This window comes from Sphingobium sp., assembly GCF_035511395.1.
GTDB lineage: Bacteria > Pseudomonadota > Alphaproteobacteria > Sphingomonadales > Sphingomonadaceae > Sphingobium.
This window is the reverse complement of sequence record NZ_DATKFP010000111.1, coordinates 1-11,149: the sequence shown is the minus strand read 5'-3', so window position 1 is coordinate 11,149 and position 11,149 is coordinate 1. Positions and strand designations below refer to the sequence as shown.

12 protein-coding genes, 1 tRNA gene and 1 pseudogene are annotated in these 11,149 nt (G+C 65.6%); 6 read left to right on the top strand and 8 right to left on the bottom strand.

Translation table 11 applies throughout. From position 1 onward, the window contains the following. The 3 genes and pseudogenes from VMR39_RS07225 to tkt form a co-directional block, all read right to left on the bottom strand. A pseudogene (locus VMR39_RS07225) lies at nt 1-319 on the bottom strand (MOSC domain-containing protein); the annotation flags it as partial. 11 nt (nt 320-330) lie between these two features. After that, nucleotides 331-1,338: a type I glyceraldehyde-3-phosphate dehydrogenase gene (gene gap, locus VMR39_RS07220; RefSeq protein ID WP_325415298.1), complete on the bottom strand. Its 1,008-nt coding sequence runs from the start codon at nt 1,336-1,338 to the stop codon at nt 331-333. Nucleotides 1,339-1,354: 16 nt separating this feature from the next. Continuing rightward, complete coding sequence (tkt, locus tag VMR39_RS07215; RefSeq protein ID WP_325415297.1) at nt 1,355-3,343, bottom strand: transketolase; 1,989 nt, start codon at nt 3,341-3,343, stop codon at nt 1,355-1,357. A 249-nt stretch (nt 3,344-3,592) separates the two neighbouring features. On the opposite strand from tkt, the gene VMR39_RS07210 reads away from it, so the two are divergent. The 4 genes from VMR39_RS07210 (at nt 3,593) to VMR39_RS07195 (ending at nt 5,127) form a co-directional block, all read left to right on the top strand. Then, on the top strand, nt 3,593-3,784 hold the full coding sequence (locus VMR39_RS07210; protein ID WP_325415296.1) for a hypothetical protein: 192 nt from the start codon (nt 3,593-3,595) through the stop codon (nt 3,782-3,784). Next, on the top strand, nt 3,785-4,114 hold the full coding sequence (locus VMR39_RS07205) for a cell division protein ZapA (protein WP_325415295.1): 330 nt from the start codon (nt 3,785-3,787) through the stop codon (nt 4,112-4,114). It begins immediately after the preceding gene. 153 nt (nt 4,115-4,267) lie between these two features. Then, nucleotides 4,268-4,885, top strand: coding sequence for a 5-formyltetrahydrofolate cyclo-ligase (locus VMR39_RS07200; RefSeq protein WP_325415294.1), 618 nt, complete (start codon nt 4,268-4,270; stop codon nt 4,883-4,885). A gap of 2 nt (nt 4,886-4,887) precedes the next feature. Then, the gene (locus VMR39_RS07195) at nt 4,888-5,127 is read left to right on the top strand and encodes a DUF2842 domain-containing protein (RefSeq protein ID WP_325415293.1); all 240 of its coding nucleotides are present in this window, start codon (nt 4,888-4,890) and stop codon (nt 5,125-5,127) included. A gap of 136 nt (nt 5,128-5,263) precedes the next feature. Here VMR39_RS07195 and VMR39_RS07190 read toward each other — a convergent pair. Further along, nucleotides 5,264-5,340, bottom strand: a tRNA-Asp gene (locus tag VMR39_RS07190). Nucleotides 5,341-5,382: 42 nt separating this feature from the next. Beyond that, a complete protein-coding gene (locus VMR39_RS07185) occupies nt 5,383-6,537 on the bottom strand; it encodes an AI-2E family transporter (RefSeq protein ID WP_325415292.1) in 1,155 nt (384 codons plus the stop codon). A 175-nt stretch (nt 6,538-6,712) separates the two neighbouring features. On the opposite strand from VMR39_RS07185, the gene VMR39_RS07180 reads away from it, so the two are divergent. Together VMR39_RS07180 and VMR39_RS07175 are read left to right on the top strand one after the other, a co-directional pair. Then, nucleotides 6,713-7,183 carry a hypothetical protein gene (locus VMR39_RS07180; RefSeq protein WP_414712469.1) on the top strand — a complete coding sequence of 157 codons (471 nt, stop codon included), beginning with the start codon at nt 6,713-6,715 and terminating at the stop codon, nt 7,181-7,183. Between the two features lie 61 nt (nt 7,184-7,244). Next, the gene (locus VMR39_RS07175; protein ID WP_325415290.1) at nt 7,245-7,988 is read left to right on the top strand and encodes a class I SAM-dependent methyltransferase; all 744 of its coding nucleotides are present in this window, start codon (nt 7,245-7,247) and stop codon (nt 7,986-7,988) included. Between the two features lie 39 nt (nt 7,989-8,027). On the opposite strand, the gene VMR39_RS07170 is transcribed toward VMR39_RS07175, so the two are convergent. The 3 genes from VMR39_RS07170 to VMR39_RS07160 form a co-directional block, all read right to left on the bottom strand. Continuing rightward, entirely contained in the window at nt 8,028-9,356 is a 1,329-nt protein-coding gene (locus VMR39_RS07170) for a dihydrolipoamide acetyltransferase family protein (protein ID WP_325415289.1), read from the bottom strand. A gap of 4 nt (nt 9,357-9,360) precedes the next feature. Further along, nucleotides 9,361-10,365, bottom strand: a complete 1,005-nt coding sequence (locus tag VMR39_RS07165; protein WP_325415299.1) for an alpha-ketoacid dehydrogenase subunit beta — start codon at nt 10,363-10,365, stop codon at nt 9,361-9,363. A gap of 92 nt (nt 10,366-10,457) precedes the next feature. Beyond that, nucleotides 10,458-11,149, bottom strand: a 692-nt coding sequence (locus tag VMR39_RS07160; RefSeq protein ID WP_325415288.1) for a thiamine pyrophosphate-dependent dehydrogenase E1 component subunit alpha, incomplete at its 5' end; no start/stop codon positions are given.

Sequence of the window (11,149 nt, the reverse complement as noted above, 5' to 3'; positions counted from 1 at the left end):
TGCGCAGGGACTGCCCGATCGCCACCACGTAGCCCGTTTCCCGGGGGAAACGCAGCCCCTCGACCAAGAGGTTCGCCCGGCGGGAATGCCATGGCGGACGCTCGCCGAACAGGTCGGAGACGTTCAGGTCCGCCATCGCCGCCCGCCAGCTCTCGACCTCCATGAGGGAGACCTGCCGGCGCGGCACCTTGCCCGGACGCACCGCGCCGCGAAAGTCCCCCTGGACTCCCGCGGCGGCAGTAACGGTGACGGACCGCAGTTCCTCCATCGCCCCACGCGGGCGTTGCCGCCGCGCGATGCCGATGAGGCGGCCCGTCACCCCGGTTTCGCTCAGAGCAGGCCGCCCATCACGCCGGCCGTGTCGACCATGCGGTTGGAGAAGCCCCACTCGTTGTCGTACCACGACAGGACGCGCACCAGCTTGCCTTCGAGCACGGCGGTCTCGAGGCTGTCGATGGTCGACGAGTGCGCGTCGTGGTTGAAGTCGATCGAGACCAGCGGCTCCTCGGTGTAGCCGAGCACGCCCTTCAGTTCACCTTCGGCAGCAGCCTTGAGCAGCGCGTTCACTTCTTCCAGCGTCGTGTCGCGGCTCGGCACGAAGGTCAGGTCGACGACTGAGACGTTCGGGGTCGGCACGCGGATCGACGAACCGTCGAGCTTGCCCTTGAGGTCCGGGAGCACGAGGCCGACGGCAACGGCGGCGCCGGTGCTGGTCGGGATCATGTTCATCGCGGCGGCGCGGGCGCGGCGCGGGTCGGAGTGGATCTGGTCGAGGATCTTCTGGTCGTTGGTGTACGAGTGGATCGTGGTCATCAGGCCACGCTCGATACCGATCTTCTCGTGCAGGACCTTGGCGAAAGGCGCCAGGCAGTTGGTGGTGCACGAGGCGTTCGAGACGACCAGGTGGTCGGCGGTCAGCGCGTCGTGGTTCACGCCGTAGACGACGGTCAGGTCGACGTTCTTGGCGGGCGCCGAGATCAGCACGCGCTTGGCGCCGGCTTCGATGTGCTTCGAGGCCGAGGCCTTGTCGGTGAAGAAGCCGGTGCACTCGAGCGCGATGTCGATGCCGTTGGCGGCGTGCGGCAGGTTCGCCGGATCGCGCTCGGCAGTGACCTTGATGCGCTTGCCGTTGACGATCAGGTCGTCGCCGTCGACTTCGACGGTGCCCGAGAAGGCGCCATGGACGCTGTCGCGCTTGAAGAGGAGAGCGTTCGCCTTGGCGCTGGCGAGATCGTTGATCGAAACCAGCTCGAGGTCATGGTCGGTACGCTCGAGAATGGCGCGGGCGACATTGCGCCCGATACGTCCGAAACCGTTGATCGCAACCTTCGTCGCCATGTAAATCTCCTCCTAGTTAGACGCTGAGCTTTTCCAGAACCTTGGGCACGATCGCCTCGACGGTGAAGCCGAAGCGCTCGAACAGGACCTTGGCCGGGGCCGACGCGCCGAAACGGTCCAGGCCGATGTTCAGGCCGCCGTTGCGGCTGAATGCGGTGTAGCGTTCCCAGCCCTGCGTGATGCCGGCCTCGATCGAGACGCGCAGGATCGAGGGATCGTTGGGCAGGATCTCGCGCTGATAGGCTTCGTCCTGCGCGGCGAACAGCTCCATGCACGGCATCGAGACGACGTCTGCGCCGATGCCCTGGGCCTGGAGTTCGTCCCGCACCTTGACGGCGAGTTCGACTTCCGAGCCGGTGGCGATCAGGATGACCTTGCGCTCACCCTCGGCGGCGCGCAGCGTGTAGGCGCCGCGAGCGGAAAGCATGTCGCCCGAGGTGCGCAGCTGCGGCAGGTTCTGACGGGTCAGCGCGAGGACCGAAGGGGTCTCCTGCGCTTCGAGCGCGAGGTTCCAGCACTCCGCCGTCTCCACCGCGTCCGCCGGGCGGAACACGTAGAGGTTAGGGATCAGGCGCATCGACATGACGTGCTCGACCGGCTGGTGGGTCGGGCCATCCTCGCCGAGACCGATGCTGTCATGCGTCAGCACGTAGATCGCGCGGGTCTGCTGCAGGGCGGACAGGCGGATCGCGTTGCGGCAGTAGTCCGAGAAGATCAGGAACGTGCCGCCGTAGGGGATCACGCCGCCGTGCAGCGCCATGCCGTTCATCGCGGCGGCCATGCCGAATTCGCGGATGCCGTAATAGACGTAGCGGCCCGCGTAGTCCTCGGGGTTGAACGGTGCCTGGCACTTGGCCTTGGTGTTGTTCGAGCCGGTGAGATCGGCCGAGCCGCCGACCATTTCCGGGATCGCCGGGGCCAGGACGTTCAGCCAGTTCTCCGAGGCCTTGCGGGTGGCGACGTTGGCATCGCCGGCAACCCACTCGGCCAGCGCCGCTCGGATGCCGTCCATCTCGGGAAGTTCGCCGGCCATGCGGCGGGTGAACTCGGCGCCCTTGTCGCTTGCGGCGAGACGCGCGTCCCACTCCGCGTGGGCGGCAGCACCCTTCTGGCCAAGCGAGCGCCAGTCGGCGAGGATTTCGGCCGGGATTTCGAAGGGAGCCGCGCTCCAGCCCAGGTATTCGCGCGCTGCGGCGACTTCCGCGGTGCCGAGCGCCGAGCCGTGGACGTCATGGCCGCCCTGCTTGTTGGGCGAACCCTTGCCGATGATCGTGCGGCACGAAACAAGCGTGGGCTTGTCCGAAGCGGCGGCTTCGGCCAGCGCGCGCTCGATGTCGGCGAAGTCGTGGCCGTCGCAGTCGAACACGTCCCAGCCAGAGGCGCGGTAGCGCGCGGGAATGTCTTCCGAGGTCGACAGCGAGGTGTCGCCGTCGATGGTGATCTTGTTGTTGTCCCACAGGACCTTCAGGCGGCCGAGCTTCAGCGTGCCGGCGAGGCCGATCGCCTCGTGGTTGATGCCTTCCATGAGGCAGCCGTCACCCGCCACGACCCAGGTGTTGTGGTCGACCAGATCGTCGCCGAAGGTGGCGTTGAGGTGGCGCTCGGCCATCGCCATGCCGACCGCCATCGCCAGGCCCTGGCCCAGCGGTCCGGTGGTGCATTCGACGCCCTCGATCAGGAAGTTCTCGGGGTGGCCTGCGCAGACCGAGCCCATCTGGCGGAAGTTGCGGATGTCGTCCAGCGTCGGGCTGGCATAGCCGGTCAGGTGCAGGAGCGAGTAGATCAGCATCGAGCCGTGGCCCGCCGACAGCACGAAGCGGTCGCGGTCCGCCCACTTGGGCTGCGCGGGGTCGAACTTCAGGAACTTCGAGAAGATCACGGTGGCGACGTCGGCCATGCCCATCGGCATCCCGGGGTGGCCGCTGTTCGCCGCCTGCACCGCATCCATCGACAGCGCCCTGATGGCGTTGGCCATCGGCGCGAGGCGGTCGGGGGACAGGGTCATGGGAAAGCTCCGGGTATGCGAGAATTGCGGGACGATTCGTAACTTGGCACCCCCTTTAGGGAGAGGCGACGTTCCGTCAAGTTCACCGCCGGATTTCGCGGGTTGACCGGTGGTATCCCCGGGCGACGCCGCAAGTCCCGGTCGCCCTGCCGCATGTCCTGCACCGGTGGAGCATGGCGAGGTGACAATATTGTGAACAAGCGCGCGCAAGTGCTTGCCACGCGAACATTATGCGATCAGCGAGAACCCATGAACGAGGCTCAAGCCCTGCTGGCTCTCGACCGTATCGAGGATGCGCTGGCGCGGATCGAGAGTGCCGCGCGGCATCTCGGCACGGATCGCGACGAAGACCTGCGCCATCGGCACGACGATCTCAAGGCCTGCGTCGCCCGCTCGCTGGGCGAACTGGAAGAACTGCTCGCCAGCCGGGGTCGTGGCTAGATGGGCAACGTCACCGTTTCCATCGGCGGCCGCAGCTTCACCCTCGCCAGTGCCGACGGGGAGGAGGCGCACGTCGCCCGGCTCGGCCGGCTGATCGACGAGAAGGCGGGCGCCGCAGGCGTCGCCGGGCAGACCGAGACGCGGATGCTGCTGTTCGCCGCGCTGATGCTGGCGGACGAGCTGCACGAGCTGCGCAACCGCCCGGCCCCCTCTCCCGAAGCCCCGACCGCGCCGCCCGTCCCTGCGGAAGTGGCGGAAAGGCTGGGCCGCATCGCCGCGCATGTCGAAAATCTCGCATCCCTCCTTGAGAGCGAGGCCGCGAGCGCCTAGATAGGGCGTGACGGGATCTGCCCGGCACGTGCCGTTCGAACATCCCTGAGGCTATAAGCAATCCATTGGGGGCTGTCCCTGCCCGGATCCTGGTCCGATGCACATGGTCCCCACCTGACGTCGAGGCGTCAGAGGATTTCTAGGAAACGACCCATGGTGGACCCGTCACCCCCCATTTCCTTCACGGACTCCAAGGCAGCGCTCCGGCGCGCCTTCCGGCAGGCGCGTGCCGAGCATGTCGATGGACTGCCCGCCGGCCTGCGCGCGCTGATGCTCAACCGCCCGCCCGCGCCGCTGGTGGAGATGATCCCGGCGGACGCGACCGTGGGCGTCTATCATCCCGCCGGATCGGAAGCCCCCGCCCTCGGCTGGGCGCGCTGGCTGTCCGAGACCGGGCGCCGCGTCGCCCTGCCCTGGTTCGCCTCGCGCAATGCGCCGATGGAGTTCCGCATCTGGCACAATCCCTGGGACGAGACCGCGCTGACCCCGGGCCCCTGGCGCGCGCTGCAGCCGGGCGCCGAGGCGGAGGCGGTCGTGCCCGACCTCGTGGTGGTGCCGCTGCTGGCCTTCACCGCGAACGGGCATCGGCTTGGACAAGGCGGCGGCCACTATGATCGCTGGCTCGATGCCCATCCCGAAGTGCCCGCCGTGGGCCTTGCATGGGACTGCCAGCTGGCCGAGGAGCTTCCCATCGAAGACCACGACCGCGCGCTCGTCGCCGTCGTCACGCCGACGCGGATGTACCACGTCGAGCCGGTGGAAGGAGCCTGAGCTTGCGCGAGACACCGACCTGGCGGATTCCCGTGGGCATCCTCGCCCTCGTGGCCGCGCTGGCGCTCTATGGAATCGCCGTCGCCAGCCTCGTGCCGCCGATGATCGGGAACTGGAACGCGCTGGCGCAGACGCCTGTCTACGTCGTCCTTGGCATCGTCTGGATCCTGCCCCTCGGGCGGTTCCTCGTCTGGATGGAAACCGGGCGCTGGAGCGCGGCGAAGGAGAAGCCCGCGAAGTAAGCGCGGCGCCGGGGCGCCATACAAGGCCCCGGAGATCTCGCTATGGAATAAGGATCTTGCCACGGGCCCCGGATCAAGACCGGGGCGACGATGGACTTTCTACATGCCTTGCGTTGCTGCCACTTCCCGAGAGAAGTGGCGCGAGTGACGGGGCTCGAACCCGCGACCTCCGGCGTGACAGGCCGGCACTCTAACCAACTGAGCTACACCCGCGTTTGGTGTGGAAGCGCCGTCTATGAGCGTCCGCCGATGCTGTCAACCGTCCGCAACATCAGTTTCATCTTTCTCGTCATTTTCTTTGCGGCGCGAGACGGTCAGCGTGCCCTGCTCGAACAGGAAACCCGCAATATCCGGGGTTCCCGCCGCCGACACCACGGTCTGGATGATGATGAGCAGCGGCACCGCCAGCAGCGCGCCCGGCGTTCCCCATACCCATCCCCAGAATGTCAGCGACACGAGAATCAGCAACGGGTTCATCGTCAGCCGCCGGCCGAGCAGAAGCGGCGTAACGACGTTGGCTTCCACCAGATGGAAGCCGACCTGAAGCCCGGCGGGCAACAGCGCCACATAGACGTCGTCGAACACCATCAATCCGCCCAGCGCCAGCAGCACCGCGGCCAGCATCGGCCCGAAATAGGGAACGAAGTTCAGCAAGGCGACGATGCCGCCCCACATGAGCGGCGACGGCATGCCGATCACCCATAGCGCGATGGCGACCGCCAGCCCGAGACACAGGTTGATGGTGGCGATGGTGATGACATAGGCCGATGTCGCGTCGACCACATTCTGGATCACCCGCGCCACCGCCATCGCTCCGTCGAAACTGCCACGACTATTGATCGTGCGGCGGCGCAGCTTGGTCCAGCCGGCGAGGAAGAAATAGATGATGAGCAGCGCGAACACCATCTGGATGATCGCGGACGGTGCGGATGTCGCCGCGAATTGCAGCAGCGACCGGGGCGCCTCCACCGCGGCGGTCTGCGCCGCCGCGACCGGGCCGCTGGCCAGCATTTGGACGGTTTCGTCGACGAAGCGCTGGAGGTTGGAATAAAAGTCGATCAGCGGCGCCAGGTTCGCCTGAATCTGGGGCAGCCGCTGGGGCAGGATACGGAACCAGTCGGTCGCCGGCACGACGATCAGCACCAGCGCGGTATTGGCGACCAGCAGGAACCCCACGACCGCGATCAGCGCCGCGAAGCCCGACGGCAATCCGCGCCGCTCCATCCATTCGAGCAGCGGCACCAGGGCGATCGCAACAACAAGCGCGGCAGTCAGCGGCAGGAAGAATTCCGCCCCGGCACGCAGGGCGAAGGGCAACGCCAGGATCAGCCCGATCCCCGATGTCAGCGCGATCGACGCCAGCAGGCGGTCACGCCGCCGATTGATTTCCTGCTGTTCCGCCGGTGTCACGCCTGATTCTCTTCCCCCGCTCAATATCTTCCCGATGTGCGCCGGGCGATGGGCGGCGTCAATTTACAATGCTCGTCAGAGCTTTTGTCGTCAGCCATAGGGAAAACAGCGGCTTAACCAATTGTTCGCCATCCCCGGCTATGCCAGTGGCTGGGGATATGAACCGGGGCAGGCAATGAAGGCACGTACGGGGGCATGGCTGGGCGCGATCGCCAGCCTTGGCACAACTACATCGGTGGCGGCGCAACAGCCGCTGCGGCTCGACACGCAGATGTTCGTAGAGCGGACCACCACCGACCTCAATGGCCGCCCTCGCCGCGTTCTCGCCAGCGCAAATCGCCTCCAGCCCGGCGACCAACTGATCGTTCTCCTCAACTGGCGCAATGATGGAAGCACACCGCTCCGCGACGCCGCCGTCACCCGCGCCCTGCCACGCGGGCAGGAACTGGATCTCGACGATCCTTCCATGCAGATTTCGGTGGACGGCGGTGCCCATTGGGGGCGGCTCTATCAGTTCTTACTGCCAACGCCGCTCGGTGGCACCCGCCGGGCCGTCGCGTCAGATGTCACCCATGTCCGCTGGACGCTGCCCCCCGCAGCGGCAGGCCAGACGGGCCGGATCAGCTATCGCGCGACCATCCGATAGAAGGCTGCTTGAGTTCCCTCCCTCGCCTCCGTACACGAAGCGCCACATACGGAGACTTGCCATGCCCAAAGCCGGCGAACTGACCTATCTTGCCAATCTGGGCGAAGTCGGGCGCGAACATTCCCTGGAAAAACCCTTTTCCGATCCTTCCTGCGGCATAGCTCTGGCGTCGATCGGCTTCATCATGACCCTGCTGCCCCCTCCTCCGGCCCGGATACTGGATCTGGGATGCGGGGGCGGCTGGACCAGCATATTCTTCGCCAAGCGCGGCTATGAAGTGGTGGGTCAGGATATCGCGCCGGACATGATCGATCTGGCCCGGCAGAATTGCGAGCGGCACGGACTGTCGGATCGCCTGTCCTTCCTATGCGGCGATTTCGAAGCGCTCGACATGGATGGCAGCTTCGATGCGGCGATTTTCTTCGACTCGCTGCATCATGCCGAAGATGAACTGCTGGCGATCGCCTCCGCCTATAAGGCGCTCAAGCCGGGTGGCGTGCTGATTACCCATGAACCGGGCGAAGGCCATGCGACCGCGCCGGCCTCTATCGAGGCGATGCGCCTCTATGGCGTGACCGAACGCGACATGCCACCCCATCTGATCATCCGACGAGGCGAGGAAGTCGGCTTCACCAACCCGCGCATCCTGCCGATCCCGCATTATCTGCACGACATCTTCTATACAGGGCGCACCTATCCCAGGCGGCTGCTGAGCAAGCGCCGCTGGAACATGACCAAGCGGGTGTTGAAAATGCTGTTTGCGCCCGACCCTGGCCTGAGCGCCATCGTCGTCATGACGAAATGAGGCAAGCGGGGCGGGCATCGACGCCTGCCCCGCTCAGCTTCAGTCCACGAACAGGAAGGCCGGCACCTCCAGCAGTTTCCTGACGGCCTGAACGAAACTGGCCGCATCCCAGCCGTCGACCACCCGATGGTCGCAGCTGATCGACAGGTTCATGAGCTTCGCCGCGACGATCTCCTTACTCCGGAAAACGGGCCGCTCGATCACGCGATTGGGACCGATGATCGCCACTTCGGGCCGATTGATGACCGGCGTGGTGGCGATACCGCCGAGCGGACCGAGCGACGTCAAGGTCAGCGTCGAACCGCTGAGTTCCTCCGACTTCGCCTTTCCGGTGCGCGCGGCATCGGCGAGGCGGCGAATCTCGTCCGCGAGCTGCCAAACGTTGCGATCCTGCGCGTCGCGGATCACTGGCACCATCAGCCCGGCATCGGTCTGGGTCGCCATGCCCAGATGCACCGATCCATGGCGCGTCACGATCCCAGCCTCGTCATCATAGCGGGCGTTGAGCATCGGGAAGTCGGGCAGCGCCTTGCACAGCGCGACGATCAGCAGCGGCAACATGGTGAGCTTGGGCCGATCGCCCCGGCCTGCGTTCAACTGCTCGCGCAGCCCCTCCAGCGCGGTGACGTCGATTTCCTCGACATAGGTGAAGTGCGGGATATGCCGCTTGGACGCGGCCATATTCTCGGCGATGCGGCGACGCATGCCGATAACCTTGACCTGTTCGTCGGCGCGCTTGGTGGAGCGGCCGGCCGGACGATAGCCCTGCCCCGAACCGTAAAGCAGATAGGCGTCAAGATCGGCGTGACGGATGCGGTCGCCCGTCGGCTTCACCTGCGCAAGGTCGATGCCCAGTTCCTTCGCCCGCGCGCGGACGGCAGGAGACGCCAACATGGGCTCGGCCGGCAAGGCGGGCGCAACCTCGCCATCTTTCGGACCCAGCGAAGTCGAAGCCTTCTGCCGAGCCTCAGTCGAAGCCATCTCAACTTCGCTTCGGCCGATCCCTTCGGCTGGCTCAGGGCGAACCGGAACGGGTTCAGCGATCGCGGCCTCACCAGGCACTTCCGCCTCGATCGTGGCCTCCGACGGCGGCGGCGCGGCAGTGGCCGATGCAGCCTCCCCATCACCCTCCACCTCGATTTCCACAAGCATCGAACCGATCGACACCTGATCGCCCGGTTCGCCGGCGAGGCGCGTCACCTTGCCCGTGACCGGGCTTTCCATCTCGACCGTCGCCTTGTCGGTCATCATGTCGGCGATCGGCTGGTCCTCCTCGACCCGATCTCCGACCTTGACGTGCCAGCCGACGATCTCGGCCTGCGCAATGCCTTCGCCGATGTCCGGCAGCTTGAATGTGAACAGCGCCATGACGTTAGTCCTTCAAAATCTTGTTGATGGCTTCGCGGATGCGCACCGGCCCAGGGAAATAGGCCCACTCCAGACTATGCGGGTAAGGCGTGTCGAACCCGGTGCAGCGCTCGATCGGCGCTTCGAGATGATAGAAGCAGCGCTCCTGAACGAGCGACAGCAGTTCCGCGCCGAAACCACTGGTCCGCGTCGCTTCATGCACGATCAGGCAACGGCCGGTCTTTTTCACCGACGCTTCGATCGTGTCGATGTCGAGCGGCACCAGACTGCGCAGGTCGACGATCTCCGCGTCGATGCCCAGAGCCGCGACGGTATTTTCCACGACATGGACCATAGTGCCGTAGCAGAGAATGGTCAGCGCCTCGCCCGGCCGCACGATCCGCGCCTTGCCGAGCGGGATGCGATAATAGCCGGTGGGCACCTGCGCATCGGCATGGCCTGCCCAGCTCTTGGCCGGCGTGTCATAATGGCCGTCGAACGGGCCATTGTAGATGCGCTTCGGCTCGAAGAAGATGGTCGGGTCATTATCCTCGATCGCGGCGATCAGCAGTCCCTTGGCATCATAGGGCGTCGACGGGATCACCGTCTTGACCCCCGACACATGGGTGAAGATGCCTTCGGGCGACTGGCTGTGGGTCTGGCCGCCGAAGATACCTCCACCGAAGGGCGAACGGACCGTCATCGGCGCGATGAACTCGCCCGCGGACCGGTATCGCAGCCGCGCCGCCTCACTCACCAGCTGGTCGAGCGCGGGATAGATATAGTCGGCGAACTGGATCTCCGGCACGGGCCGCAAACCGTAAGCGCCCATGCCGACCGCCACGCCGATGATCCCGCATTCGGTGATCGGTGTGTCGAAAACCCGGTTCTTGCCATATTTCTGCTGGAGACCCGCCGTCGCGCGGAACACGCCACCGAAATAGCCGACATCCTCGCCCATCACGACCACGCTGGGGTCGCGTTCCATCATCACGTCCATGGCGCTGTTGATCGCCTGGATCATGTTCATCTGCGCGACGTCGTCGCGCGCTTGCGTCAGCGTCTCGCTCACGACTTCTGGTTCGATCGCTTCGCTCACGTCTTTGGGTTCGATCGCTTCGCTCACAGGCCGGCTGCCTTCCATTCGTCCAACATCTGCTGCTGCTGTTCCCGGAGGTGCCAGGGCATCTCCTCGAACACTTCCTCGAACATGCTTTCCATCGGATGGTGCAGGCCGTGGCCGAGAATGCCGTTCTTTTCGGCTGCACGCGCGGCGTCGCGGACCATTTCAGCCAGTTCCTGGTCCATCGCCGCGTGGCGTTCCTCGTCCCAGATACCCAAGCCGATGCAATGCTGCTTCAACCGCGCAATCGGATCGCCGAGCGGCCATTTGCTGCTTTCTTCGGCCGAGCGATAGGCGCTGGGATCGTCGGACGTGCTATGCCCTTCGACACGGTAAGTGAAATGTTCGATCAGCGTCGGACCGGCATTGGCCCGCGCCCGGTCGGCGGCCCAGCGCGTCGCCGCATAGACGGCGAGGATGTCATTGCCATCCACCCGCAGGCCCGCAATGCCATAGCCCACGGCACGCGCCGCGAAGGTCGTCGCCTCCGCTCCCGCAAAACCTGAAAAACTACTGATAGCCCACTGATTATTCACCACATTCATGATAACGGGCGCTCGATAGACGCTGGCGAAAGTGCAGGCCGAATGGAAATCGCCCTCCGCCGTAGACCCTTCGCCGCACCATGTCGCCGCGATGCGCGTGTCACCCTTGGCAGCGCTCGCCATCGCCCAGCCGACCGCCTGCGGAT

Coding starts and splice junctions, on each gene's coding strand:
- VMR39_RS07210 (WP_325415296.1), top strand. CDS start 3,593: ATGAACGAGGCTCAAGCCCTGCTGGCTCTCGACCGTATCGAGGATGCG.
- VMR39_RS07205 (WP_325415295.1), top strand. CDS start 3,785: ATGGGCAACGTCACCGTTTCCATCGGCGGCCGCAGCTTCACCCTCGCC.
- VMR39_RS07170 (WP_325415289.1), bottom strand. CDS start 9,356: ATGGCGCTGTTCACATTCAAGCTGCCGGACATCGGCGAAGGCATTGCG.
- gap (WP_325415298.1), bottom strand. CDS start 1,338: ATGGCGACGAAGGTTGCGATCAACGGTTTCGGACGTATCGGGCGCAAT.
- VMR39_RS07175 (WP_325415290.1), top strand. CDS start 7,245: ATGCCCAAAGCCGGCGAACTGACCTATCTTGCCAATCTGGGCGAAGTC.
- VMR39_RS07165 (WP_325415299.1), bottom strand. CDS start 10,365: ATGAACATGATCCAGGCGATCAACAGCGCCATGGACGTGATGATGGAA.
- VMR39_RS07180 (WP_414712469.1), top strand. CDS start 6,713: ATGAAGGCACGTACGGGGGCATGGCTGGGCGCGATCGCCAGCCTTGGC.
- VMR39_RS07200 (WP_325415294.1), top strand. CDS start 4,268: ATGGTGGACCCGTCACCCCCCATTTCCTTCACGGACTCCAAGGCAGCG.
- tkt (WP_325415297.1), bottom strand. CDS start 3,343: ATGACCCTGTCCCCCGACCGCCTCGCGCCGATGGCCAACGCCATCAGG.